Origin of the sequence: Bordetella genomosp. 13 (genome assembly GCF_007679965.1) — a bacterium.
In the GTDB taxonomy this organism is placed as follows: Bacteria; Pseudomonadota; Gammaproteobacteria; order Burkholderiales; family Burkholderiaceae_B; genus Bordetella.
Map to the genome: position 1 here is coordinate 98295 of NZ_VEHL01000012.1, position 26217 is coordinate 124511.

The 26217-nt window shown below is 68.8% G+C and carries 24 protein-coding genes; 11 read left to right on the top strand and 13 right to left on the bottom strand.

Translation table 11 applies throughout. The annotated features are described in order from the left end of the window. The first annotated feature begins 22 nt into the window (after positions 1–22). Positions 23–1165, top strand: a complete 1143-nt coding sequence (locus FS845_RS24420; RefSeq protein ID WP_144640524.1) for a mandelate racemase/muconate lactonizing enzyme family protein — start codon at positions 23–25, stop codon at positions 1163–1165. A 90-nt stretch (positions 1166–1255) separates the two neighbouring features. Here FS845_RS24420 and tehA read toward each other — a convergent pair whose 3' ends face one another. Next, positions 1256–2284 (bottom strand): dicarboxylate transporter/tellurite-resistance protein TehA, encoded by a 1029-nt coding sequence (tehA, locus tag FS845_RS24425; RefSeq protein WP_144640530.1) that lies wholly within the window; start codon positions 2282–2284, stop codon positions 1256–1258. A gap of 64 nt (positions 2285–2348) precedes the next feature. Next, the gene (locus FS845_RS24430) at positions 2349–2966 is read right to left on the bottom strand and encodes an isochorismatase family protein (RefSeq protein ID WP_144640533.1); all 618 of its coding nucleotides are present in this window, start codon (positions 2964–2966) and stop codon (positions 2349–2351) included. 117 nt (positions 2967–3083) lie between these two features. Here FS845_RS24430 and FS845_RS24435 point away from each other — a divergent pair, with 117 nt between their 5' ends. The 6 genes from FS845_RS24435 to FS845_RS24460 all read left to right on the top strand — a co-directional run bounded on the left by FS845_RS24435 (position 3084) and on the right by FS845_RS24460 (position 10166). Further along, positions 3084–3995: a LysR substrate-binding domain-containing protein gene (locus FS845_RS24435; protein ID WP_144640535.1), complete on the top strand. Its 912-nt coding sequence runs from the start codon at positions 3084–3086 to the stop codon at positions 3993–3995. Positions 3996–4126: 131 nt separating this feature from the next. Continuing rightward, entirely contained in the window at positions 4127–4993 is an 867-nt protein-coding gene (locus FS845_RS24440) for a pirin family protein (protein WP_144640538.1), read from the top strand. Between the two features lie 121 nt (positions 4994–5114). Further along, on the top strand, positions 5115–6065 hold the full coding sequence (locus FS845_RS24445) for an alpha/beta hydrolase (protein ID WP_144640541.1): 951 nt from the start codon (positions 5115–5117) through the stop codon (positions 6063–6065). 46 nt (positions 6066–6111) lie between these two features. Beyond that, positions 6112–7644, top strand: a complete 1533-nt coding sequence (locus tag FS845_RS24450; protein ID WP_144640544.1) for a GMC family oxidoreductase — start codon at positions 6112–6114, stop codon at positions 7642–7644. Positions 7645–7899: 255 nt separating this feature from the next. After that, positions 7900–8955 (top strand): hypothetical protein, encoded by a 1056-nt coding sequence (locus FS845_RS24455; protein ID WP_144640547.1) that lies wholly within the window; start codon positions 7900–7902, stop codon positions 8953–8955. Positions 8956–8975: 20 nt separating this feature from the next. Next, positions 8976–10166 carry a trypsin-like serine peptidase gene (locus FS845_RS24460; RefSeq protein ID WP_144640550.1) on the top strand — a complete coding sequence of 397 codons (1191 nt, stop codon included), beginning with the start codon at positions 8976–8978 and terminating at the stop codon, positions 10164–10166. On the opposite strand, the gene FS845_RS26650 is transcribed toward FS845_RS24460, so the two are convergent. Further along, positions 10154–10297, bottom strand: coding sequence for a hypothetical protein (locus FS845_RS26650; protein WP_186332410.1), 144 nt, complete (start codon positions 10295–10297; stop codon positions 10154–10156). The genes FS845_RS24460 and FS845_RS26650 overlap by 13 nt on opposite strands. A 358-nt stretch (positions 10298–10655) precedes the next feature. Here FS845_RS26650 and FS845_RS24465 point away from each other — a divergent pair, with 358 nt between their 5' ends. Further along, entirely contained in the window at positions 10656–11567 is a 912-nt protein-coding gene (locus FS845_RS24465) for a hypothetical protein (protein ID WP_260986434.1), read from the top strand. Beyond that, positions 11564–12691 carry a glycosyltransferase gene (locus FS845_RS24470; protein WP_144640556.1) on the top strand — a complete coding sequence of 376 codons (1128 nt, stop codon included), beginning with the start codon at positions 11564–11566 and terminating at the stop codon, positions 12689–12691. Before FS845_RS24465 ends, FS845_RS24470 begins: the two co-directional genes overlap by 4 nt. 40 nt (positions 12692–12731) lie before the next feature. Here the strand turns inward: FS845_RS24470 and FS845_RS24475 are convergent, their stop codons facing one another. Then, on the bottom strand, positions 12732–13766 hold the full coding sequence (locus tag FS845_RS24475) for an endonuclease/exonuclease/phosphatase family protein (RefSeq protein WP_144640558.1): 1035 nt from the start codon (positions 13764–13766) through the stop codon (positions 12732–12734). Positions 13767–13984: 218 nt separating this feature from the next. Between FS845_RS24475 and FS845_RS24480 the strand changes: the two genes are divergently transcribed. Both FS845_RS24480 and FS845_RS24485 read left to right on the top strand, forming a co-directional pair. Next, a complete protein-coding gene (locus FS845_RS24480) occupies positions 13985–15025 on the top strand; it encodes a uroporphyrinogen decarboxylase family protein (RefSeq protein ID WP_144640561.1) in 1041 nt (346 codons plus the stop codon). Between the two features lie 83 nt (positions 15026–15108). After that, positions 15109–16065, top strand: a complete 957-nt coding sequence (locus FS845_RS24485) for a Bug family tripartite tricarboxylate transporter substrate binding protein (protein ID WP_144640564.1) — start codon at positions 15109–15111, stop codon at positions 16063–16065. A 363-nt stretch (positions 16066–16428) separates the two neighbouring features. On the opposite strand, the gene FS845_RS24490 is transcribed toward FS845_RS24485, so the two are convergent. From FS845_RS24490 to FS845_RS24530, 9 genes are all read right to left on the bottom strand, one after another. Next, positions 16429–17508, bottom strand: a complete 1080-nt coding sequence (locus tag FS845_RS24490) for a chemotaxis response regulator protein-glutamate methylesterase (protein ID WP_260986435.1) — start codon at positions 17506–17508, stop codon at positions 16429–16431. Beyond that, entirely contained in the window at positions 17505–18314 is an 810-nt protein-coding gene (locus FS845_RS24495) for a CheR family methyltransferase (RefSeq protein ID WP_144640567.1), read from the bottom strand. The genes FS845_RS24490 and FS845_RS24495 overlap by 4 nt, the downstream gene beginning before the upstream one ends. Positions 18315–18338: 24 nt before the next feature. Next, entirely contained in the window at positions 18339–19601 is a 1263-nt protein-coding gene (locus FS845_RS24500) for an EAL domain-containing protein (protein ID WP_144640570.1), read from the bottom strand. 14 nt (positions 19602–19615) lie between these two features. Continuing rightward, positions 19616–20152: a chemotaxis protein CheW gene (locus FS845_RS24505; protein WP_144640573.1), complete on the bottom strand. Its 537-nt coding sequence runs from the start codon at positions 20150–20152 to the stop codon at positions 19616–19618. Between the two features lie 13 nt (positions 20153–20165). After that, a complete protein-coding gene (locus FS845_RS24510; RefSeq protein WP_260986436.1) occupies positions 20166–21812 on the bottom strand; it encodes a methyl-accepting chemotaxis protein in 1647 nt (548 codons plus the stop codon). A gap of 67 nt (positions 21813–21879) precedes the next feature. Continuing rightward, positions 21880–24174 (bottom strand): chemotaxis protein CheA, encoded by a 2295-nt coding sequence (locus FS845_RS24515; protein WP_144640576.1) that lies wholly within the window; start codon positions 24172–24174, stop codon positions 21880–21882. Positions 24175–24197: 23 nt separating this feature from the next. Then, positions 24198–24536, bottom strand: a complete 339-nt coding sequence (locus FS845_RS24520; RefSeq protein ID WP_144640579.1) for a lipid asymmetry maintenance protein MlaB — start codon at positions 24534–24536, stop codon at positions 24198–24200. 61 nt (positions 24537–24597) lie between these two features. Next, positions 24598–24969 carry a response regulator gene (locus tag FS845_RS24525; RefSeq protein WP_144640582.1) on the bottom strand — a complete coding sequence of 124 codons (372 nt, stop codon included), beginning with the start codon at positions 24967–24969 and terminating at the stop codon, positions 24598–24600. Between the two features lie 9 nt (positions 24970–24978). Beyond that, positions 24979–26115 (bottom strand): methyl-accepting chemotaxis protein, encoded by a 1137-nt coding sequence (locus tag FS845_RS24530; RefSeq protein WP_260986437.1) that lies wholly within the window; start codon positions 26113–26115, stop codon positions 24979–24981. Positions 26116–26217: the final 102 nt, after the last annotated feature.

The following is a 26217-nucleotide window of genomic DNA, read 5'->3' on the forward strand; positions in this document are numbered from 1 at the left end:
AGCCATGATGAGGACGCATCGCATGGATGAAGACCTGTCCTTCAAGATCGAGAAAGTCGAGACCTTCGTGTTCCGCGCGCCCGCCTCGCCGCCGGTGCGCACGTCGTTCGGCGTCATGCACGACCGCCCCGCGGTGCTGGTGCGGGTGACCGATGCGGACGGCGCGCAGGGCTGGGGCGAGATCTGGTGCAACTTCCCCGCCGTGGGCGCGGAGCATCGCGCCCGCCTGGTGCAGAGCTGCCTGGCGCCGGCGGTGCGCGAGCGCCGCTGGGAGTCGCCGCGCGCGTGCTTCGATGCGCTGAACGTGCTGGTGCGCATCCTGGCCATCCAGACCGGCGAGCCGGGGCCGCTGGCCCATGCCATCGCGGGCGTCGACACGGCGCTGTGGGACCTGCTGGCGCGCCGCGCCGGCAAGCCGCTGTGGAAGCTGCTGGGGGGCGAGCCGGCCATCGCCGTGTACACGTCGGGCATCAATCCCGACCAGCCGGAACGCGTCGCGCAGGCCAAGGCGAAAGAGGGCTACACGGCCTTCAAGCTGAAAGTGGGCTTCGGCGACGAGCGCGACGAGGCCAACGTGCGCACGTTGCGGCAGGCCATGGGCCCGGACGCCACGCTGATGGTGGACGCCAACCAGGCCTGGACGCCGGAACAGGCCGCGGACATGTCGCAACGGCTGGCGCCCTACGGCCTCATCTGGCTGGAGGAGCCGATTCCGGCCGACAGCGCGCTGGACGTCTGGTGCACGCTGGCCGAGGCCAGCCCGCTGCGCCTGGCGGGCGGCGAGAACCTGCGCGGCGAAGCGGCCTTCGAGGCGGCGGCCCGGTCCGGCGGGCTGGAAGTCATCCAGCCCGACCTGGGCAAGTGGGGTGGCTTCAGCGGCTGCCTGCCGGTGGCGCGCGGCGCCATGGCGGCAGGCAAGTGGTTCTGCCCGCACTGGCTGGGCGGCGGCCTGGGGCTGACGGCCTCCATGCACCTGAAGGCGGCGGTGGGCGGGCCGGGCTACGTCGAGGTCGACTCGAACACCAATCCGCTGCGCGACCTGCTGCTGCAAGCGGGCCAGGCCGTGCGGGACGGCCGCGTCACGCTGTCCGATGAGCCGGGGCTGGGCGTGACGCCGCCGATGGAGGCGTTGCGGCCGTATCTGGTGCTGGCGTTGGCCGACTGAAAACGAATAAGGGGCCTGCGAGGCCCCCTGGACGATGCCGCGGACGGCAACTCGATTGGCCCGGGAGGCGCGATGTCTCGGGCCCGGAAATCACCCGACCTTGGACGGCGCCGCGCCGGGCGCGACGGGCACGGCGGCAGGCGCGGCAACCGCCGCGGGCGGCAGCAGCTTTCCCTGCGCCAGCAGCTTCAACGTTCCCGCCGCGATACCCAGAACCAGCACGTTGGCCGCCACGAACAGCACGGGTGCCAGCACGGCGAATGCGCCGTCGGGGATGGCGACTGCCGTACGGACGGCCACGGTGGCCAGCGCCGTCGCGCCGAAGGTGAAGGCCCAGTACGAGGCGCCGAAGGGCTGCTCGGCGATCCAGCGGCTCATGCGCAGCAGCAGCAGCGCCTGCAGCAGGGCATAGCCGATCAGCGCATGCACGATCAGGTCCGGACGGCCTTCGCCGACGGCCAGATAACAGGCCGCGCCCACCGCGGGCGGCGCCAGCTGGATGCCGAGCGTGGGCCGCAGCGCCGGCGCCATCGCAGAGGCGGTGTAGAGCCTGTGCAGCAGCACCGATTCGATGGCCAGCCAGCCGAACAGCCCCGCGCCGAAGGCCAACTGACCCCATTCGCGCCAGCCCAGCGTGGCGGACACGATGCCGGTGACGAAGAAGCCCGCCACGGTGGGCAGGTAGAGCACCGGCGTGGTCGAGGCGGCATCGCGTCCGCCACGCCACAGCAGGCCCGTGCGCCACAGGCCGAACGCGATGGTGAACACGACGCCCGATGCGAACAGCACGACGGCCAGCGCGCGCGAATAGGGCAGGACGCCCTGAGCGACCAGCATGGTCGCCACGCCGGCCAGGCCGATGAAGCAGCATTGGACCGGATGCTCCGCTTCCTGCCGCGCGGCCGCGGGAGCGCCCAGCCATTTCAGCGCGTACAGCACCGCCAGGGTGAGCCAGCTGAGCGCCGCGGCCAGATAGAGGATTTCCCCCACGGCGGCGGGCAGGCCCCATGCGGCGTGGGCGGCGCGCCAGCCGTTCCCCAGCCCGGCGAGCCCGAGCACGATGCCGAAGAAAGATGGTGGGATGCGGGAGGCGATAGGTGATGTGGCTTGCCCGTTCATTGTGCTGCTCCTTGGTCTGCTTGCGCACCGCCGGCCGCCTAATGGGGCAGGCGGTGCCGTTTTACTACTTGGCGTAGGCCTGCGCCACCTGGCCGACCAGGGTTGCCCACGGCATGTCCAGCGCGCCGTACAGGGCGCCGGCTTCCGGACGGCCGTTGTCCTTCAGGATCTCGACCATCAGCGTCGCGTAGTCCGACAGGACCACGCCCGCCTGCTGCATGCGCAGCAGCCCGACCTGGCGCTTTGTGTCGCTGAACGTGCCCGAGGCATCGACGGCGACGTAGGCATCCAGGCCGCGCGCCACGGCGGTCATCGCGGGGAACGCCGCGCACACTTCCAGCGAGATGCCGGCGAAGATCAATTTCTTGCGGCCGGTCGCCTCGATGGCGCGGGCCACGCGCTCGTCGTCGTACGCGTTCACCGAGGAGCGGTTGATGATCTCGATGCCGGACAGGGCCTCGACCAGCTCGGGGAAGGTGGGGCCCCACATGCTGTCGGCCGCGGTCGTGGTGGCGACGATGGGCAGGCCCAGGACGCGGGCGGCGCGGGCCAGGGCGACGACGTTGTGCTTCAGTTCGCCGGTCGAGTAATCGCGCACGCCGGTCATCAGGCCGACCTGGTGATCGACGAGCACGAGCGCGGCGTTGTCGGCGGTCAGGGGTTCGTAGTTGCGTTGGGTCATGACGGTCTCCGAGGGGTTGGGTGAGGCAGTGAGGTCATGCTATCGGCTGGACCCATGGACCAGAAGACGGCAAAATTGCGACGCAGCGTCTAACCGGTTGGACGATGAGGGCAAGGCATGTTGGATCTGAACGACTTCTTCTTCTACGTCCAGGTGGTGGACCGCGGCGGATTCACCGCGGCAGGGCGGTCGCTGAGCATGCCCAAGTCCACGCTCAGCCATCGCATGCAGCAACTGGAAGGGCACCTGGGCGTGCGGCTGCTGAACCGCACCTCGCGCCGCTTCGGCATGACCGACGCCGGCGAGGAGTTCTACCGGCACGCCGTGGCCATGCTGCGCGAGGCCGAACTGGCCGAGAACACCATCCGCAACCGCCTGACCGAGCCCACGGGCACGGTGCGGTGCACCGCGGGCGTGGCGACCATGCAGTTCGCCATGTCGGAGATCATCGCGGACTTCCTGGTGCAGTACCCCAAGGTGAACGTGGTGGCGCACTCGGCGGACCGCTCGGTCGACATCGTGGGCGAGAACTTCGACGTGGCCGTGCGGGCGCATTCCGACCCGCTGCCCGACTCCAACCTGGTGCAGCGCACCCTGGCGCCCGCGCCATGGTTCCTGTTCGCGGGCGCCGCCTACATCGAGACGCACGGCGAGCCGCGCACGCCGCAGGACCTGGCGGCCCATCCCTCGCTGTTCATGATGCGCACCGGCGTGGCGCCCGTGTGGCGGCTGCGCCATGCCAGCGAGGCGCGCGACGAGGCCGTGATGCCGCTGGCGCCCCGGCTGCTGAGCGACGACATGGTGGGCCTGCAGCAGGCCGCCATCCGCGGGCTGGGGGTGGTGGCCCTGCCCAGCTACATCTGTCGCCAGGCGGTGCGCTCCGGCGCCTTGCGGCGCGTGCTGCCCGAGTGGATCGCGGGCGATTCGACCCTGACGGCGCTGATTCCCTACCGCAAGGGCCTGCTGCCCTCGGTGCGCGTCTTCCTGGATCACCTGGCGGCGGAGTTTCCCAAGACGGTGCTGATCTAGCCGCCGCCTTGCGCGTTGCGCCATCGTCCAATCCGTTGGACGCTATGTTTCAATCTCGACGGCTTCTCGGCCGATCGCCCCGTCTCCAGAATGCGTTCCAAGGACAAACGACTTTCTGGAGCCTCCTGGCGATGGACACCCTTTCCACAATCGAGCAGACGGACCGGCTGGGCAAGACCGTGGCCGGCCTGACGCACAACATCGGCGCGGGCTTCTCCGCGCTGCATTTCTCCGAAGAGATGTTCGGCACGGCCATGGACCCGCTGCTGATGGTCGATCACTTCGTGATGACCGCGCCGACCTTCGCGCCCCACCTGCATGCCGGCATCTCGGCCGTGACGGCGATGTTCGAGGACGCCGAGGGCGGCTTCCTGAACCGCGACACGCTGGGCCACAACCTGACGCTGCGCGCGGGCGACCTGTACTGGCTGACGGCCGCCAGCGGCGCGGCGCATGAAGAGCGGCCCGAGGAGGGCGCGCGCGTGCATGCCCTGCAGATCTTCGTGAACCTGCCGGCGCGGCTGAAGAAGGACCCGGCGCGCGCGCTGCACGTGCCCGGCCAGGACGTGCCGGTGCTGCAGGGTCCGGGCCATCGCGTGCGCGTGGTGCTGGGCAGCAGCGGCGGCGCGACGGGCGCGCAGGGCACGCCCCAGGAGATGACGCTGCTGGACGGATTCCTGGCGCCGCATGGACGCTACGCGCACCGCCTGCCCGAAGGCCGCCAGGCCTGGGTGTATGCGGTGTCCGGCTCCCTGGCGGTGAGCGTGCAGGGCAGCGTGCGGACGCTGTCCGCCGGCCAGGCCACCACGGTGGCCGCGGGCCCCGACGCCGACGTGGCCCTCGAGGCCGGCGAGGCCTCGCACTTCGTGCTGATGGCGGGCCGGCCGATACGCGAGACTTTCGTCAAGCACGGCCCGCTGGTCATGGCGTCCACGGACGACGTGCGCCAGACGCTGACGGACTACGCCAACGGCCGCTTCGGCCGCGTGCCGTCCTAGCTTTTTTCCTGAACCGATCCTCTTGTCGCCGCGCGGGGCCTCGCCTCGCGTGCAGGCCCCGTATCGCCCGCGCCGCCCTGGCGCATCGCCGCGCGGCGGCCCCATTCCCTGGAGACAGACCATGTCCGACCTGCAAATCCTCGACCACGCCGCCACCGGCAGCACCTCGGTCTTCGGCATCGGCGCCGAAGAACGCATGCGCGAAAACGCCCTGCGGGCGCACTTCGCCCGCTTCTGGCAATCGGCCGGGCCGGACCTGCGCTACACCTACAACGATTTCATCGCCGCCACGCCGCTGGCCGACGGCGTCGGCTTCGTCGCCGTCGACATGCCAAGCGGGCGCGGGTGGTTGGTGCAACCCACCACCAGCGAGCCTGGCCAGGCGATCCTGTACCTGCATGGCGGCGGTTACCAACTGGGCTCGGCGGCGGCCTATCGCGGCTTCGTCAGCCAGATCGTCCAGCGCACCCAAGTGCCCGCCCTGGTCATCGACTATCCGCTGGCTCCCGAGGCGACCCTGCCGGCCGCGCCGGATGCGGCGCTGGCCGCCTGGCGCTGGCTGGTCGAGCAAGGCTACACCCGCATCGCGGTGGTGGGCGATTCCGCGGGAGGCGGCCTGGCGCTGGTCACGCTGGCCCGGCTGACGCATCAGGCGTCCGGTCCGGCGCCCGTGGCCGGGGCGGTCTTCTCGCCCTGGACCGACCTGGCCTTCACCGGCGCGTCGATGACGGACCCCTCCATCGAGGACCCGCTGATCGGCCACGACTACCTGCGCGACTGCGCCCGCAAGTACCTGGGCGACTACGACGCCACCGATCCGCTGGCCTCGCCCCTGTACGGCTCGCTGCTCGGCATGCCCCCGCTACTGGTGCAGGTGGGCCGCGACGAACGCCTGCTGGACGACGCCCGCCAATACACGGAGCGCGCCGCCGCCTCGGGCGTTCACGTCCAGCTCGAGATCTGGGAAGGCATGCATCACGTCTTCCAGCTCGACGTCGCGCACCTGGAAAGCAGCCGCCGCGCGCTGGACCGCGCCGCGCGTTTCCTGCGCGACGCCTTCGATCACGCATGACCGCGCCATCGCGGTGACTTCACTGGACTGAACAAGGAGCTTTGCCATGACTTCTTCCAACGTAGCCGACAAGACTTTCGACGTCGTGATCGTGGGCGGCGGATCCGCCGGCGCGGTGCTGGCCAATCGCTTGAGCGAAGATGGGAACCGGCGCGTGCTGTTGCTGGAAGCGGGCACCGCCTATGCGCCCGCGCACTATCCCGACGTGATCGCCAATGCCAATCGAGTGGGCGGCGATGCGAACCATGACTGGGGATACCGCACGCAGGACCATGCGGGCCTGGGCCATGACGTGGGCGCGCCGCGCGGCAAGGTGCTGGGCGGCAGTTCGGGCGTGAACGCGGCGGTGGCCATGCGGGCGCGCGCGTCCGACTTCGCGCGCTGGGCGGCGCGCGGCATCGAGGGCTGGTCGTTCGACGACGTGCTGCCGGTCTACAAGGCGCTGGAGAACACGCCGACGGGCGACGATGCCTGGCACGGCCGCTCGGGCCCGTTCCCGATCCGCCAGCGCACCATGGAAGAGAACACCCCCTCGATGCGCGCCTTCGTGCTGGCGTCCGAAGCCGCCGGCGTGGCGCGCCTGGACGATTTCAACGGCGAGCAGCAGAACGGCGTGTCGCCGTATCCCCTGAACGTGGTGGACGGCCGCCGCATCAACACCGGCATGGCCTACCTGACGGACGCGGTGCGTGCGCGTCCCAACCTGGGCATCCTGGATCAGGTCGAGGTGGACCGGGTCCTGTTCGAGGGCCGCCGCGCCGTGGGGGTGCGCCTGGTCGACGGCCGCACGATCTCGGCGGGGCAGGTGGTGCTGTCGGCCGGCGCGTTCGGCAGTCCCGCCATCCTGATGCGCTCGGGCATCGGCCCGGCCCCGCACCTGGAAGCGCTGGACATCCCGGTGCTGCAGCAGGCGCCGGTGGGCGAGCGCCTGAAAGAGCATCCTTTCTACTACAACGTCTATGCGCTCAAGCCGCACGTGAAATCGATGGAGCCCGTCGCGGGCGCCATCATCTGGACGCGTTCCAGCGAGGCTGGCGAGGACGAACTCGATCTGCACATCTCCGGCACCCACATCTTCGATCCGGCGCAAAGCCCGACGGGCGGCGCGATCGTGCTGGCGTGCGCGGTGACGTTGCCGGATTCGGTCGGCTCGGTGCGCCTGGCCAGCCGCGATCCGCGCGCGATGCCCCTCATCCGCTACAACTTCTTCCAGGAGCCGCGCGACCTGCGGCGCATGATGGAAGCGGTGCGCCTGTCGCGCCGCATCGGCCGCACCGCGCCGTTCAGCGAGGCCGTCGATTCCGAGATCGCGCCGGGCTGGAACGTCCAGGACGACGATGCGCTGCAGAAGGCCGTGATCGGCGCGGTGGACGGCTATGCGCATCCGACGTCGACGGTGCCGATGGGCACCGAGCGCGACCCGCGCGCCGTTGTCGATACCGACGGCAAGGTGCGCGGCGTGGAAGGCCTGCACGTGGTCGATGCGTCGATCATGCCGGAGATTCCGTCGGTGGCGACCAACGTGACGACCATCATGATCGCCGAGGTCATCAGCCGCAGGCTGGACGGCCGGGCTTGATACGGCAGCCGCGTGGCGGCCCGGGGTTGGCCCCGGGCCGTTCCCGAAACCGCCGGCGCAGGCGGTAGGTGTATTTTCGGACGAGTTTATTTTTGTCGGAGGAAAATGCCGGCTGGGTTTTTTCTGGCTTTTCCGTGCCGTCAAAGGAAATAATTTATTTATTCAAGGTTCCCTACGGTTATTCAATTGATTTCGCATGGACGCGCGTATCAAATGGCGCTGCGCCCGCGCAAAGAAAAATAACCGGAGGGAAATATGTTGGCTCGTCTTGCTGCTCCTGCATTGGTCGCAGTCCTGCTGTCGGGCTGTTCCACCCCGACGCTTTCGGTGAAGGACCGTTGGGCGAAAAGCATCCGAAACTATGGCGTGGTGCCGGTATATCCGATGCGCGAGGATGTTTTCATCGGGCAATTGCGCATGTATCGCGTCAACGGCGACGCATATTCCCTGGACTCCCGAAAATTCGGCTCGCTGGACGTCTATCCGGAGTATGTCGATACCCCCCAGCCGCAATATCCCAAGACGTCGACGCTGCCCGCCAAGGGCTCGGCGTGGTCGCAACCCGTGGGTAGCCTCAGGCCGGTAGGCACGGAGCCGGACCGCCTGCGGCTGGCGGCGTTGCCGCGATTGGAACTGGTGCGCATCACCGGGGCGGAGCTGGCGGGCGGCGGGGGCGGCGGTTCGGGTAACTTCGTGGCCGGCGCACGCGCCGACAGCCAGCAGACCGTGACAGTGTCGCTGAAGGGCATCGAGACGATCGAGGTCAGCGACGACAAGGTGGCGCCCCGGTTCCATAACTATCTGGCCACGCGGTTCAGCGCCGATGGCGAACCCAGGGATCCGGCGTTCATCCAGGCGGTGTGCCAGGCGGCCGGGGCGCTCGGGGCGAAATCGTTCGGCGACATCCGCCTGGCGCTGGTGACGCGCGTCATGTATGCGCGCTCCATCGACTTCGCGTACGGCGACACCTTCGCCGCGGCGTTGCGCGCGGCGGTCGGGGCCGAGATTTCCGCGGACGATCTGACCAAGCCGGCCGACCTGCAGGCAGACAAGCCGAAGGCGGCGGAGTTCGACATGGCCAAGTTGATCGCCGTGGCGCCGGGCGTGTCCGGCCGGCTGACCTATTCGTCCAAGGACGGGCTGTCCTTGACGGAGGACTACGAAAGGCCGCTGGCATTCGGCGTCGACATGATGTCCGTGAAACTGACCGGATTCAGCCCGGCGTTGTGCGCCGGCGCGTTCAAGGGCTTTGCTCCCGACGTGCGCGATCCCGGCGACTCCACCACCTTGCGCGACAGGTCGGAGGATTGACCTGACTGACGGGAGAGACCATGAAGCATCCTGCGCCGCCGATCCTGGGCATGCTCATCGTTGCCGCTTCTCTCGTGCCCGCGGGGGCGGCATGGACGCAGCCGAGCATGCAGCACGAGCCTGGCTCGTCCAGACCGTTCGGGTCCGTCTCGGTCAACCCGGCGTACGCGAACCCTCGCGCATCGCAACTGATGCAAGCCATCGAGGTTCCGATCGAGACGCGACCCTTCTCCATGCAGGAGGCGCTCGCCAGGATCCTGAAGATGCAGGACGCGGTGAGGCAGGTGCGGCGTGGCGAACTGATCGAGCAGGGAAAATGGACGGGCGGCCGATGTGACGGCCCCTACTGCGGCCGCAACGCGCTGACCGACCATTACCTGCCGAAGCTTCCCTATTCCGAAGCGGCGCACGGCTCCGTCGTGCTCATGCGCCGGCGTGTCGCGGGAAAGGACTGGACGCCGTTCTGTTCGGCCGTCGTCGTGGGCAAGCGGTATGCGCTGACCGCATTGCATTGCGTGGCCGACGGCAGCGCGGAACTGACCGCGAATTTCCTGTTGCAGCCCACGGGCGTCGATGGGTGGATGCGAGGACGCAGCGACGCCAGGGTGCTGCAACTGGGTTTCCAGCCCGGCGTGGGCATGGATGACACGGGGGACCGTGTGGTCGAGGACGTGTTCATCCCCGACCAGCACGATCAGGGCGGCTACGTGGCGGGCAGGGCGCCGGCCGTCGACCTGGTGCTGTTTTCATTCTCGCCGCCGCTCAAGGCGCTGCCCAGGGAACTCCTGCTCGGCACGCCCTTGAAACCCGCCGACCCCATCACATTCGCCGGCTACGGCCGATCGGAAGAAGAGCCGCGCTGGCGCCGTTTCGCCGCCTTCAACCTGGTCAGCGCGTTGCAGGGCAAGGACGCGGCGCAGTACCTGCTGTGGGAAACCGGCAAGCGCGGCTTCGACGGCGGCCCGTGCGCGGGCGATTCCGGCGGGCCGGTCTTCGCGGGTTTCGAGCGCGGCTACGATTCCGACCCCCGGACCGTGGTGGGCATCGTGTCCGGCTTCGTGCAGGGCGGGGGCGTCCATACCTACAGCGACTGCCTGGACCGCACGGGCGCGGCCACGCTGGTGGGCCATCACAAGGAGGCGATATGCCGGATCACCGGCAACGACCTGCCCGCCTGTGTGCCGCCCCGGCCGCAGCTTCAACGCCAGTAAGGGCCCCGATGGTCGTACCGGTCGTGATAGTACCGATCATGATGGTGATGATGCCGCCCCGGCACCACGATGCAGCCGTGCAGGGTCAGCGCGACGGCGCTCAGGATCAGGGTCAGTTTCAAGGCTCGCATGGTCATCTCCCAGGACTGTCGGGGTCCGCTGCGGCCAGGCCCGGATCGCGGGCCGCGCCGCGGCGAATGCGGACTCCATGAACCCATGAGACTCCATTTCCATCGCGCTGTGCGCCCGCTGCAACGCGCTGCAATGGTTGGACGCCGGCGCGATGTGTGCCGATGTAACCCGGGTTTCGCGCCCGTCGCCGGAAGGATGTCAAAAGGTGGGCAAGCTATACTTGCCGTCACTTTTTTTGCCGCCTCCGGAGCCATGCTCAATCGAATCTTGGCCTCACGCCCGGTGACCAGGCTGCTGCGGTACACCTACCGATACAGCCACTCGCGGGCCATGCGCCACAACCAGGCCGTCTGGCCGATGGTTTCTGTCCGCCGTGACGAGAATTCGCGCCTGCTGGAGTGCCGGATACGCGGCACGCCCTATTCGCCGCCGCTGATCGACCTGGACAACGAGCCGCGTCCGCCGGGCGAGGCCTGCCATCTGATCCTCAGCGGTCCGTCGGTGGCCGAGATCGATTATTCGAAGCTCGACCTGAGCCACGTCATGGGCGTCAATGGCTCGATCGCGCTGCAGGCGCGCTTTCCCGACCTGCGCTTCAACTACTACGCCATGCTGGACACCGGCTTCATGAGCCGGCGCCGGCATCTGGTGGACCAGATTCTCAGCCAGGACCTGCTGCTGCTGATCACGCCCGAGGCGGTGAAGTGGATCGCCCAGAACGTGCCGGCCAAGCGCATCGCCTGCCGCCTGGCCGTGTTCGAGGAAGTGCACCAGCGCACGATGCTGCCGCGTCCCAGTCCGGCGCGGCTGACCGAACAGCTGCGCGGCGATCCGGACCTGATCCTGTTCGACGCCTACCGGCCCGTGCACGCGCATGGCTTCAGCCTGGACGTGCGGCGGGGCCTGTTCGGCGGCGGTACCGTGGCCTACAGCGCGCTGCAGTTCCTGGTGTGGCTGGGATTCCAGCGCATCTACCTGCACGGCCTGGACATGAAGAACGCGGCCAGCCAGCCGCGCTTCTACGAGACCGAGAAGGACCGCCTGGGCACCGCCCTGGACCGGCAGTTCGCCAACCACATCGAACCGACCTTCCGCGATGCCAGCGTGCTGCTGCGCAGCCGCGGCGTCCAGGTCTACAACCTTTCCCTGGACAGTGCGCTGGGCGCGGACGTATTTCCCAAGATCGATTGGCGGACGCTGATTCCGTCCAAGCCGGCTTCCGGCCAACCCACTACTGCCTTACCGGCCGAGAGCGCAGCTCGTTCATGAAGATTTTGTACACGAATTTCCACGGCGGCGACGGCGGGGGCCACACGACCTACGTGCTGACCCTGGCCCGCGCCCTGTCCCAGCGCCACGACATCATGGTGGCGGCGCCGGGCTCCAGCCGCCTGTTTGCGCGCGCCGGCGAGATCGACGGCGTGCGCGCGCTGGCCGTGCCGTTTTCCACGCGCGTGGGGCGCATGTGGCGCGAATGCATGAGCCTGCGCCGCCTGCTGCGGCGCGAGCACTTCGACGTGGTGCACGTCAACGGATCCACCGACCACCGCCTGGTGATGCTCGCCATCATGGGCATGGGCAAGCGCCGGCCCGGCGTGGTCTACACCAAGCACAATGACCTGTGGGCCGGCAGCACCGGCAACCTGATGCGCGCGCGCTTCGCCACCGACCGCGTGGTCTGCGTGTGCGAGTACACGCGGCGCGCGCTGTCCGCCTCGCCCTACAGCACGCGCGGCCTGCGCGTGGTGCACAACGGCGTGGACACCGACCACTACAGTCCGGCCAGTCCCGAGGTCGCGCGCGTGGCGCGGCGGCAGTGGGTGCCGCAGGCCGGCGACGACGTCCTGCTGGTGGGCAGCAATGCCGGCACGCCCGACTACAAGGGCTGGATCGACATGGTCAAGGGCGTGGCCGAGCTGCCCGAGGAAAAGCGCCGCAAGGTGTACGTGCTGCTGGCGGGCCAGCTGCCCACCGATGCGCAGCGCGAGCAGGTGCGGGCGCTGGGCATGGCCGACCAGGTCATCTTCACCGGGCTGCTGCAGGACGTGCGCCCGTTCATCGCGGCGCTGGACGTGGGGTTCGTGCTCTCTTATCAAGAGACGATCTCCTTTGCCTGTCGCGAGATGATGGCCATGGGCAAGGCCGTCATCGTGAGCCACGTGGGTGGACTGCCCGAGAACGTGACCGAGGGCCGAGACGGCTGGATCGTGCCGTCGCGCACGCCCAAGGCCGTCACGCAGATCCTGTCGGACATCCTGGACGACCGCTCGGTGCTCGAGCGCATGGGCGCCGGCGCCCGCCAACGCAGCCTGCGCGAATTCTCGCTGGACATGTTCGTGCAGGGCACCGAGGCCGTGTACGAAGAACTGTGCCGGGAGCGCGCGCAGGCCTGATGCCTGCCTCGCCGCGGCCCGGCCGACCGCGGCCCGATCTTCAACCCTTTGCCGGCCGGTACCTGAACGTCGCGCGGATGATGCCGTGGTCGTTGGTGCCGCTGGTCTTGTGGTTGTCGAAGTTCAGGTGGTCGTTGTTGACCACCATGCCGTCGAACATCCAGATGCGCTTGCGGCTGTGGTCGTAGAACTCCTGGCTGACCAGGATCTGGTCCAGCGATTCGCGTTGGTCCTGGAACACGTGGGTGTAGTAGACGTCGCGCGTGTCGCGGTATTCCTGCAGGGTCTGCGCGGTGTACAGCGCCACGTCGCCGCCGCCCAGCGAGTCGCCCATCAGGTAGCGCGGCTGCCCCGTCAGGATGTTGGCGGTGTTGCTGTGCTGGTCGTCGTTGATGTCGCCCAGCACCACCACCGGGATGTCGGTCTGCTTCATCTGCTCGGTCAGCAGGTAGCGCAGCGCCGCGGCCTCGGCGGTGCGGCGGATCGTGGACAGCGCGTTGCCCAGCGCCGTGGCGTGCCTGGCATAGCGCTCCTTGCCGCGCTTGTACCAGGCTTCGCGGTAGAGCTCGGTGGGCCGCTTCGACTTCAGGTGGCACACGTAGAAATGCACGTCGGGGCAGGCCTCGCGCGGGCGCGCCACGAAGTGCAGGACCGGCCGCGAGAAACCCTGGATGTTCACGCCGATCTCGGGCGTCTGCGGATCGTCGCCCTTGGACTGCAGCACGAAGCCCCTGGGGAAATCCTCTATCCACTTGGGCTTGCCCACCAGCAGCCCGCGGCGCACGATGGCCCCGCAGACGATCTTGCCGCCGTCGGCATCGGCGGGGGCCAGCAGGTCGTACTGTTCGGACAGGCCGCCCAGCCGCAGCGCGTCGTCGATCACCTGCCTGTGCCACAACTCCTGGAAGCCGACCACGTCGGCCTGCATCAGCCCGATCTGGTGGGCCGTCCACGCGATCTTCATGTCGTACTGCTCCTGCGACCAGCCATCCTGGTCCGTCCGGTAGATGGGCAGGCCCGGCAGGTTCAGGTTGTACAGGTTGAACGTGGCAATGCTGAACGTCGACAGGTTCACGATCCGGCCTCCTCGTTAGGCATCGGTCGAATCTAGTGCCGGCGCATGACAGCGCAAATGCGTGAAATGACGGCTAAAACAATTGGAAATAGGTGACGATGCCGGACAAACGCGTACTGGTGTCATTGAAGGAATTCTGCTCAAGTTAAGAGCAAACCCAATTCACGTTGTTTTTCATATAAAGCGCGGTTGTCCTATTTCTTTTGCCCGGAGCCTCCATGTCCCTGTTGCTGCCCACCACGCTCGTCGGCTCGTACGCCCAGCCGGAATGGCTGATCGATCGCAAACGCCTGGGCGACCGCTTCCCGCCGCGCGTGCGCGCGCAGGAGCTGTGGCGCGTGGCGCCGGAACTGCTGGAAGAGGCGCAGGACGACGCCACGCTGCTGGCGATCCGCGCGCAGGAAGAGGCCGGCCTGGACATCGTCACCGACGGCGAAGTGCGCCGCGAAAGCTATTCCAACCGCTTCGCCACCGCGCTGGAAGGCGTGGACATCGACAACCCGGGCTCGGCGCTGGACCGCAGCGGCCACCCCAATCCCGTGCCGCGCGTGGTGGGCAAGATTCGCCGCAAGCACGCCGTGCAGGTGCGCGACGTGCAGTTCCTGCGCGCCCACACCGACCGCCAGATCAAGATCACGGTGCCCGGCCCCTTCACCATGGCGCAGCAGGCGCAGAACGATTTCTACGCCTCGGAAGCCGAGATGGCCATGGACTACGCCGAGGCCGTCAATGCCGAGATCCGCGACATGTTCGCCGCCGGCGCCGACGTCGTGCAGATCGACGAGCCCTACATGCAGGCCCGCCCCGAGAAGGCCCGCGAGTACGGGGTGGAAGTGCTGAACCGCGCGCTGGAAGGCATCACGGGCCGCACCGCCGTGCACATCTGCTTCGGCTATGCCGCGGTCATCCATGCGCGTCCGGCCGGCTATTCATTCCTGCCCGAGCTGTGCGGCTGCAAGGCGCACCAGATTTCGATCGAGACGGCGCAGTCGAACCTGGACTGCTCCGTGCTGGAGTCGCTGTCCAACAAGGAGATCATGCTGGGCGTGCTGGACCTGTCGACCAACGACATCGAGCAGCCCGAGATGGTGGCGACCCGCATCCGCCGCGCGCTGCCCTACGTGGCGCCCGAGCGCCTGATCATCGCGCCCGACTGCGGCCTGAAGTACTTGCCCCGCGAGGTGGCCTTCGGCAAGATGAAGGCGATGGTCGAAGGCGCGAAGATCGTGCGCGCCGAGCTGGCCGAACGCCGCGCCTGACGTACGCACGCGGCATCGCGGGCCCGGCTTCGTGCCGGCCTCGCGATGCCGGCTTCTTTCATCCCGCCGGTCCAGGTGCCCGCATGATCCGCAAGTTTCTTCTTCTATCCCTCGCCCTGGCCGCGCCCCTGGCCGCCGCGCAGGACTTTCCCACGCATCCCGTCACCATCGTGGTGCCGGTGCCGCCCGGCGGCATCGTCGACCTGGCCGCGCGCCTGGCCAGCGAGCCGCTGTCCTCCAACCTGGGCCAGCCGGTGGTCATCGACAACCGCGCCGGCGCCAGCGGCAACATCGCCTATGCCCTGGTGGCGGGTGCGCAGCCCGACGGCTACACGCTGCTGGCGTCGTACTCGATGTACCACGTGGGCAACCCCTCGATGTTCACCAACCTGCGCTGGACGGCCGAGTCGTTCAAGCCGGTGGGCATGGTGGCGGTCTCGCCGCACGTGGTCACGGTGCATCCCTCCCTGCCGGTGCACAACCTGAAAGAGCTGGTGGCCTATGCCAAGGCGCATCCGGCCGAGATCAACTATGCCTCGCAGGGCAGCGGTTCGGTGCCGCACGTGGGCACGGAACTGCTCAAGCAGATGACCGGCACGGACATGGTGCACGTGCCCTACAAGGGCTCGGGCCCCGCGATCCAGGACGTGCTGTCGGGCCGCGTGCAGCTGTTCGTGACGACGCCGCCGTCGGTCATCGGCCACATCCAGCTGGGCAAGCTGCGCGCCATCGCCGTGGCCGGCCGCGAACGCCACCCGATGCTTCCCGACGTGCCGACCGCCGCCGAGCAGGGCTATCCCGGCTTCGAACTGGACGCCTGGGTCTCCCTGTTCGCGCCCGCCGGCACGCCCGACGCCGTGGTCCGCAAGATCAGCGCCGCCCTGGAAAAGGGCCTGAAGAAGCCCGAGCTGATCAAGACCGCCGAAGAAGCCGGCGTGCGCGTCAACTACCAGAACCCCGACCAGCTGGGCGAGACCGTCGCCAAGGACACCGCGCATTGGTCGCAGGTGATCAAGTCGGCGAACATCACGGTGAACTGAGTCTCTCTTTCGACGCTGTGGATCGGTTTTCTTCCGACGCCCGCGCCACAACTGCGAACACCCGTCCTCGCGCTTCCGCGCTGCGGGCGGGTGTTCTCCGTCATGGCGCAGGCTTGCAGCAGCCCAATATACCGGTCGTCAAAACACGATTGTTTTCTCTCTCACCACAAGATCGTGGAGCTCACCAGCACTTCGATCAGGCATGTTTTCTGAACACCCGATTCGAGACACCTTGAGCCTGCGTCATGGCGGAGGATTCTCGCCCGCAGCGCGAACGCTGCGCACGCAGCGCGAGGACGAGAATACGCAGCCATCACGCAGGCGCTCAAGAACTCAAATCTCCGGCCAGCAACACACCCCCCCTCACCGCAACCCCTGAATCTCCCGAGCAATCCCCCCCAACGGCACGGACCGCTCGACCCCGCCCCGCTTCACCGCCTCCCTGGGCATCCCGTACACCACGCAGGTTTCCTCGTCCTGCGCCAAGGTCCGGGCCCCCGCCGTCCGCATCTCCAGCAACCCCGCGGCCCCATCATCCCCCATCCCGGTCATGATGATGCCCAGCGCATTGGCCCCCGCGTGGCGGGCCACCGACCGGAACAGCACGTCCACCGACGGACGATGCCGGTTCACCAGCGGGCCGTCCAGCACGTCCACCAGGTACTGCGCGCCGCTGCGCCGCAGCGTCATGTGCCGGCCGCCTGGCGCGATCAGCGCGCGGCCGGGCAGCACGCGGTCGCCGCTGCGGGCTTCCCGCACCTCGATGCGGCTGATGCTGTCCAGGCGGGCGGCGAAGGCGGCGGTGAATTTCTCGGGCATGTGCTGCACGATGACCAGGCCGGGGCAGACGCGCGGCAGGCTGCTCAGCACTTCCTCCAGCGCCTGCGTGCCGCCCGTGGACGTGCCCAGCGCCACCACGCGCTCGGTGGTCTGCAGGGGCGTGTGGGGCGCCTCGGTGGGGGGCAGCACGACGTCGGCGCTGTGGCGGGGGCTGGGAACGGGCGCGGGCAGGACGCGCCGCACGTTGGCGCGCGCGGCGGTGCGTATCGTGTGGACCAGATCGGCCGCCGACTCGGCCAGGAACTGGCGCAGGCCCAGCCTGGGCTTTTCCACCACGGCCACGGCCCCGGCGGCCAGGGCGTCCAGCGTGACGCGGGCGCCTTTCTCGGTCAGGGTGGAGCAGATCACCACGGGAGTGGGGCGCTGCTGCATCAGCAGGCGCAGGAAGGTCAGGCCGTCCATGCGCGGCATCTCGATGTCCAGCACGATCACGTCCGGCCATGCCTGCTGCATGCGGGCCATGGCCAGCACCGGGTCGGCCACCGCGTGCAGCACGTGCATGCCGGCGGCCTCGCCGACCACGCCGGCCAGCACCTGCCGCACCACCGCTGAATCGTCGACGATCATCACCCCGATGGGCGTGGCGGTTCGCGGAGCCGTCATGGCTTGCGGTACACCGAGGGCATGACCTGCTGCACCGGCAGCGCCAGGCCGTGCAGGCTTTCCGAGTGGCCGATGTACAGCCAGCCGCCCGGCCGCACGCGCGACAGCACGCGCTCGACCACCTGGCGCTTGGTTTCGCCGTTGAAGTAGATCAGCACGTTGCGCAGGAAAGCCACGTCGAACGGGCCCAGATCGGGCAGCGGGGCGTTCAGGTTGGCATGCAGGAAGCGTACGTGCTCGCGCACGCCGCGGTCCACCAGCAGCGTGCCGGCCTGTTCGCCACGGCCCTTCAGGCAGAAGCGCTTCAGGTAGTCCTGCGGGATGTGTCGCGTGCGCTGCTCGGGATAGTGGCCGGTGCGGGCGCGCTGCAGCATGCGGGTGCTGATGTCGGTGCCCACGACCTCGAAGGGGCGGCCCTGCATTTTGTCCTTCAGCACCATCGCGATGGAGTAGGCCTCCTCGCCGCTGGAGCTGGCGGCGCTCCAGGCGCGCACGGGCTGCGCCCCGCGCCGCTGCGCGTTCTCGCCGCCGAAGGTGCTGGCCAGCAGGTCGAAGTGGCGCGGCTCGCGGAAGAAGTAGGTCTCGTTGGTGGTCAGCAGATCGATGGCGGTCTGCACTTCGGCGGCGTGTCCGCCGCTCTTCAACAGCGCCAAATAGGCACTGTACGTCTGCGCGCCGCAGGCGTGCAGGCGCTTGGACAGGCGGCCGGTGACCAGGGCCTTCTTGGCGGGCGACAGGCTGATGCCCGCCGCCTCGAAGATGAAGCGCTGGAACTGGCCGAATTCCTGGTCGCTGATGGCATGCATGGCGATTCCTTGGTTCAACCTCGTTCAGTCCGCGGCGCGCGCGTGCGCCGGGGGCTCGCGCAGGTCGGCGATCCGCTCGGCGTGCTGGCGCATCCAGCGGGGAATGTCGGCGCCGGGCATGGGCTTGCCGATGAAGAAACCCTGGCCGACGTGGCAGCCCAGCTGCTGCAGCAGCCGCCATTCCTCCATGGTCTCGATGCCTTCGGCGACGGACACCACGCCGAGCTGCCGCGCCATGTCGATGGCCGATTTCAGTATGACGCGCAGGCTCTTGCGCTCGTTGGAACGGCGCACGAAGGCCCGGTCGATCTTCAGTTCCGTGAACGGAATGCGGGTGAGCTGCTGCATGGACGAGAAGCCCGTGCCGTAGTCGTCGATGGACAGGCCGAAGCCGCGCAGCCGCAGGCGCGCCAGCAGTCCGCGTGCCTCGCTGTGCGAATCGACCACCGAGCTCTCGGTGATCTCGAAGCAGACCTGTTCGGGCGCGGCGTCGAAGCGCTGCACCAGCGCCACCAGGTCGTGCGTCAGCCCCGGCCAGTCCAGCAGGCGCGGCGACAGGTTGACGGCGATGGACAGGCGCAGGCCACGGCTGTTCCACGCAGCCAGCTGGCGCAGCGACAGTTCCAGCACGCGGAAGGTCAGCGGCTGTATCAGCCCGCACTGCTCGGCGGGCGGGATGAACTGTGCGGGCGAGATCGGTCCCAGGTCCGGATGCACCCAGCGCGCCAGGGACTCCATGCCGCGCACCAGCCCGGTGTGCATGTCCGCCTTGGGCTGGAAGTGCACCTGGATCTGGTCGTGGCGCAGCGCCGCCTCAAGCATGGCCGGCGTCATGGGCATGGCGTCCGTGCGGGCCACCGAGGGGCAGAAGCGGCCGGGACGCGCGGCGCGCCGGGTCAGCGCATCGGCCAGCGCGGTCAACGTCAGCGGCTTCTCCAGGCCGGCCAGCACCGACACGCCCAGGTCGCTGCCGATGGCCAGCACCGAGTCGATCAGGGCGCTCTCGCGGCCGGAGGCGATGATGACGTCCGTGTCGGTGGCGCGGATGCGCAGGGCTTCGATCAGCTCGATGCCGTCCATCTGCGGCATCTCGATGTCGACGATCATCAGGTCGGGCGGCGCGGGCAGGGCGGCGATCAGATCCAGCGCCTGCACGCCGTCGCCGGCCTCGTGCACCAGCAGGGCGCCCAGCTGGCGGCACAGCGCCGCCGCGTGGCGGCGCTGGGTAAGGCTGTCGTCGACGACCAGCACGGAGCCCAGCGCAGGCAGCGTATCCTTGGACGACATGGGCGTCGACCGGCCTATGCGACCTGCGCGAGCGCGGCGGGCGCCTCGCCCTGGCCACGCAGTTGGTCGTGGAACTGTTCCAGCACGCTGACCGACAGCGCCCGATCGACCGACAGCAGGATCACGAAGCGGCCGCGCACCTTCCCCACGCCCGACAGGAAGTCGGCGCGGATGCCGGCGCCGAAGGCGGGCGGCGGCTCGATGTCGGCCGGGGCGATGTCGATCACCTCGTTGACCGCGTCGACGATCACGCCCAGCACCTGCCGGCCGGCCTCGGCATCGTCGATCTCCACGATGACGATGCAGGTGCGCTTGGTGACGGGTGAGGCCGTACGGCCGAAGCGCACCTGCAGGTCCATGACGGGCACCACGGCGCCGCGCAGGTTGATCACCCCGCGCACCGAGGGCGGCATCAGCGGGACCACCGTCAACCCCTCGTACTCAATGATTTCCTTGATCGACAGGATGCCGATGGCATAGGTCTCGCCGCCCAGCATGAAGGTCAGGTACTGCGAGGCCTCGGCGCCATGGGCGGAGGATGCGGCATGCATGGCGGATCTCCTGCTAGTAGCGGCCAAACTGCGATTCGTCGGGCGTGTCGATGCCGGCCAGGGCCAGCCGGCCCGTGGGCTCGGCGGCGTGAAGTTCCGGCGCGCGGCGCGACGCGAGCCTCGGCTTGGCGGCCGCGCGCACCGGGGCGCTGCCGCCGGCCAGCTTGAAGTACGCCATGGCCTGCTGCAGCTGCTCGGCCTGCGAGCTCATCTCTTCGGCGGTGGCCGCCAGCTCTTCCGAGCTCGACGCGTTCTGCTGCGTGGTCTGGCTCAGCTGGCCGACCGCGGCGTTGATCTGGCCCACGCCGGAGGACTGCTCCTCGGACGCGGCCGTGATCTCCTGCACCAGGTCGGAGGTCTTGCGGATGTTGGGCACCATCTGCTGCAGCAGTTGGCCGGCGCGCTCGGCCAGGTCCACGCTGGAGCTGGCGACGTCGCTGATCTCCTGCGCGGCGACCTGGCTGCGCTCGGCCAGCTTGCGCACCTCGGCCGCCACCACCGCGAAGCCCTTGCCGTGCTCACCGGCGCGCGCGGCCTCGATGGCGGCGTTCAAGGCCAGCAGGTTGGTCTGGTAGGCGATGTCGTCGATGATGCCGATCTTCTGGGCGATCTGCTTCATGGCGGCCACCGTGGCCGTGACGGCCTCGCCGCCTTCGGACGCTTCGCTCGCGGCCTTGGTCGCCATGCTGTCGGTCACCTTGGCGTTCTCGGTGTTCTGCGCGATGGAGGCCGTCATCTGTTCGATCGACGCGCTGGTCTCTTCCACGCCGGCCGCCTGCTCGCTGGAGGCCTGGCTGAGCGATTGCGCGGTGGCGCTGACTTCCTCGGAGGCGCTGGCCAGCGCCTCGGCGCTGCTGTTCACTTCCGACACCACCTGCGAGAGCTTGCCGTTCATGTTCTTCAGCGCGGCCATCATGCTGTTGGCATCGCCCTTGCGCGTCTGCACCTCGACCGTCAGGTCACCGCCGGCGATGCGCTGCAGCACCGACGCGGCGTACCAGGGCTCGCCGCCCAGCACCTTGATCAGGCCGCGGGTGATGAACAGCGCCACCAGCGCCGCCAGCGCGACGGCGGCCGCCGACAGCGTCATCACCAGCGTGCGCGTCTCGGCGTACACCACGTCGCCGCGCGTATTGGCTTCGTCCATCAATTGGCTCTGGTAGACCGCGATCTCGCGCAGCGCGGCCTCGACGGTACGGCTGGCGGGCGTCAGCTCGGTGGTCAGGAAACGCTCGGCCTGGTCGCGATCGGTCTGCAGCAGCGTGTTGAAGGCCTGCACTTTCGTGGCCAGCAGGGCGCGTTGCTCGTTGACCGCCTTGATCAGCGCGCGGCCCTTGTCCGTGTTGGCGGTGCGTTCCAGTTCGATCAGGTTCTTGGCGCGCACCGCCTCGTTGTCGGCCAGGCGCTGTCGGCGGGCCTCGGACTCGGCCGGGTCTGCGGCCATCAGGATGCCCATGTACTGCTGGCCATCGTCGATGGAGCGCTGCAGGTTCTGGTTGGCCAGCACGATCTTGGGATAGCGGTCCTGCGTGACGTCGGTCAACGCGTCGTTGACGTCCGCCAGTCGCACCAGGCTGAGCGCGGAGATGCCCAGCAGCAGGGCGATGACGATCCCGAATCCAAGCGCCAGCCGGGTGGCGACTTTCATATTCCCGAACATGTAAAGCTCCTTGCCTTTATGACTTGCCTGTTGAGGTTGCGAGACGGCCGCCGATGCGGACTGTCGATCACGCGGTGAGCCGGGAATGCTCGGCCGCGGTGGGGGTTCTTGCCTGCTCCATCAGGGCAGGGACGTCGAGGATCAGCGCGACGTCGCCGCTGCCCAGGATGCTGGAGCCGCTGATGCCGCGGACCTGCGCGAAGATGCGCGACAGAGGCTTGATGACGGCCTGCGTTTCGCCCAGCAGCGTATCGACGACCAGCCCGATGCGCTCGATGCCGTGCCGCACCACCACGATGTTCTGGCGCGTGGCGGGCTCGCCGTCCAGGCCGAACATTTCGCGCAGGCGGATGAAGGGCAGCACGCGGCCGCGCAGGTCGGTGTAGCTGCGGCCGGGCAAGTCCTCGAAGGCCACGCACTCGTCGACCATGTCCAGCGGCAGCACGAAGCGCGATGCGCCCACGCCGATGAGGAAGCCGTCGATGATGGCCAGCGTCAGCGGCAGCCGCACGATGACCGTGGTCCCCAGGCCGGGCCGGCTGGCGATCTCGACGCTGCCGCGCAGCGCCTCGATGTTGCGGCGGACCACGTCCATGCCCACGCCGCGTCCCGACAGGTCGGTGACCTGTTCGGCCGTGGAGAAGCCGGGTTCGAAGATCAGCTTGAAGACCTCGGCGTCGCTCAGCTCGCGGCCGGCTTCCACCAGGCCGCGCTGCACGGCCTTGGCCAGGATGCGCTCGCGGTCCAGTCCGCCGCCGTCGTCGCCGACCTCGATCACGATGTGGCCGGAATCGTGGCGCGCATCCAGCGTGATGGTGCCCTGCACGGGCTTGCCGTACGCGGCGCGCACCTCGGCGGTCTCGATGCCGTGGTCCATCGCGTTGCGCACCAGGTGCGTCAGCGGATCGCTGATGCGCTCGACCACGGTCTTGTCCAGCTCGGTGTCCTCGCCGCGCACCACCAGCGTGATGTCCTTGCCCAGCGTGCGCGACACGTCGTGCACCACGCGGCGGAAGCGGTTGAAGGTGCCGCCGATCTTCACCATGCGCAGCTGCAGGGCGTGGTCGCGCACCGACTCCACCAGGTCCGCGACCTGGGCGTTGCACTCCTGCACCTCGACGTTGCCCAGCCGGCGCGCGGCCAGATTGGCGCCCGCCGACGCGGTGATCAGCTCGCCGACCAGGTTGATCAGGCGGTCCAGCTTGTCGGCGTCGACGCGGATGGAATGGGCCTGTTCGGCGGGCTTGGCGTCGGGCGTGACGGCGCCGGGATTGGCGACGGGAGGTTTGCCCGCGGCGGCGGGCGGCGCGGGGCAGGCCGCGGGCGAGGACGATGCGGCCGAGGCCGCGGACATGGCGGCCAGGGCATATGCAGCGAACGCGGCGGACGCGGTGGAGCCGGCGGGGATCGCGGCTGCGGCGGGAGGCGGCGCGTCGTGGCGCGGATCCCGTCCGGCCTCGCCCGCGCAGCCCTCCTGCAGCAGCGTTGCCCGCTGCATGGGCGTCAGCGTGCCGCAGCGCACCAGCATGTCGGCCATCTCGCCAGGCGCGCCGCGTTCCTCGCACAGCCGTGCGTACGTGTCCTGGGGCGTGTCCGGCGCCAGCACGTGCACCGAGCAATCATCCACGATGAACTCGAAGGTGCTTTCGATGGTGGTGCGGTCCGCGTCGGTGTCCAGGCCGATCTCGAAGCCCAGGTAGCAGGCTTCGGGGTCCAGGCCGTCCAGCGGGGGCAGGGCGCGCAGGTCGCAGGCCACGCCCGACAGGCGGCCCATGCGCTGCAGGTAGCGCAGGAAGGACAGCGGATCCATGCCGTTGCGCAGCACGCCTTCGTCCAGGCGCAGCGAGATGTGCCAGTGGCCGCCGTCGCGCGCTGCCTGTGCGTCGGGCGCTTCGGCGCCCGGCACGCCGGCGTCCGGGCCGTCGATGGCCCGCGCGCCGGCGCCGCAGTCTGCCGCATGCGGCCCGGGCGAGCCCAGGCGCTGCGCCAGCTGGCTACCCAGTTCCGCGGCCTGCGGCGGCGCCGCCAGCTGCGCCGGATCGGCCATGCGCGCGGCGTCTTCCACCATCTGCCCGATGCAGTCGCGGCACGCCAGCAGCAGGCCGATCAGTGCGCCGTCCAGCGCCATGCGGCCGTCGCGCACCTGGTCCAGCACGCTTTCCACGCCGTGCGTGAACTCGACGATGGCGCAGATGCCGAACAGCCCGGCCGAGCCCTTGATGGTGTGCGCCGCGCGGAAGATCGCATTGATCTCGTCGGCGGGGTCGACGGCATCGGGCACGTTCAGCAGCGCCGCCTCCATCTCGGTCAGCAGCTCGCGGCTCTCGCTGATGAAGGTCTGCAGGGCCTGGTCCAGGTTCATGGCGTTCTCGTCAAAATGAGGGCTCAGGCAACGCCTTCGGCGTGCTGCGCGGCGTTCCAGCCGGGCGCGGGGCGCCCCAGGTAGCCGTCCAGGCCCAGCAGCGTCATGGCCTCGACCACGGCCACGCTGTGCCGCACCAGCCGCGTGTCCATGCCCTGCGATTGGGCGTAGCGCATGGTGGCCAGCAGCAGTTGCACGCCCGAGGTGTCGATTTCGCTCACCCCCGACAGATCAATGTCCAGCGCCTGCGGCTCCGGCTGGCCGGCCAGGCCGGCCACCGTCTGCAATAGCTGATCGCGGGTGTCCTGGGCGCGGTAGATGTTCAATTCGCCGTCCAGGCGTAGCGTGTGAAAGCGGACCATCGAAATTCCTGATGCGGGCAATGCTTGAGCGAGCGGGAAGCGGAGGGACGCGCGGCGGCGATCAGGGCGGCAGCAGCCTCTCGACGGCGCCCAGCAGTTGCGCGGGCTGGAAGGGCTTGACCATCCAGGCCTTGGCGCCGGCCAGCTGGCCTTCCTTCTTCTTGGCTTCCTGGTTCTCGGTGGTCAGCATCAGCACGGGGGTGAAGCGATAGGCGGGCAGTTGCTTCACGGCCTTCAGGAAGGCGATGCCGTCCATGTTGGGCATGTTCACGTCGCTGATGATCAGGTGCACTTTCTGGCCGCCGAGCTTGCCCAGCGCGTCCTGGCCGTCGCGGCCCTCGATCACGTCGTAGCCGGCGCCGCGCAGCGCGATGCCCACGACCTGCCGCACCGAGGCGGAGTCGTCGACGATGAGTATGGTCTTGGGGGGCATTGAGCTTCCTCAGAAAAAGGTGATGTCCGCGGCGGCCTGCTGCGGGGCGGGTGCCTGCTGCCGGTGCACCGCGCGTTCGTCCGCCATCGCGTAGGTCTGCTCCAGCTCGCGCAGCAGCGGATCGGCCGTGATGGGATGCAGTTCGTCGTCGTCGGCGCAGGCCGCGCCGTAGTCGCGCATCACGTCCGGCAGCCGGTCGATGTTGGTCCGCACGTGGCTCATGATCTGGCTGACGCGGTCCTGGAACTGCAGCTGCACCAGCGCTTCGTTGACGTCGGCCTTGATGCCCTGGCTTTCGTGGCGCAGCAGTTCGGTCGTGCCGGACAGGTTCTCCGCGAAATCGTGGAAGCCTTCCAGCACCTGCCGGATAGTGTCTTCCGAGGCCGCGATGGCCTGCTGCTCGTTGCGCGAGGACTCCTCTGCGGCGGCGCAGGTGGCCACGATGGCCGTGCCGATCAGGTGGATCTTCTCGGCGATGCGGCTGCCGGTCTCTTCCGACTGGCGCGACAGCGCGCGCACTTCCTGCGCCACCGTCGCGAAGCCGCGGCCCAGGTTGCCGGCGTGCGCGGCCTCGATCGTGGCGTTGACCGCCAGCAGGTTGGTCTGCTGTGTAATCTGTGCGATGGCGCGAACCATCTCCTGCAGTTCGTCGACGAAGCCCTGCAGGGCCTGCACCTTGTGCAGCATGTCGGCCTTGGCCTGCAGGCTCTCGCGCAGCGACGCCATCACGCCGTCCAGTTGCTGGCGGCTGCGCGCCGAAAGCGCGGCCGCGCTGTCGCCGCCGCCCTGGTTCACGGACAGGTGCAGCGTCTGGTCCAGCCGCGAGGCGATTTCTCCGAAGCGCAGCGACAGCGCCTCGATGGCGGATTCCATCTGGCGCCGCGACGATTCGATCTGGCCCGACCACACCGGCGCGAGGTCGGCGCCGAAAGTCTCCAGGCACTGCACGTGCTGTAGACGTTCTTCGGCATGGCGCCGCTGCCGGCGCCGCGCCAGTACGCTGCCCGACATGCCGGCCAGCACGAGCACGGCGGCGGCGGCCAGTCCGGGCCACCGCCACGCGTCGAACGCGGCGCAGCCGAGGCCGCCGGCGGCGCCCAAAAGAGCCGGCAGCAGCCGGTCCGGATTGAGGCGGGTCAGGAACATGGACGAATTCCTGTCATGGGCATTTGTCACGTTTGGGTTGGAAATTTGACGTTTGGTAACTATTACGGCGAGATACGCCTGTTCAGAACGGTCAAGCCGGCC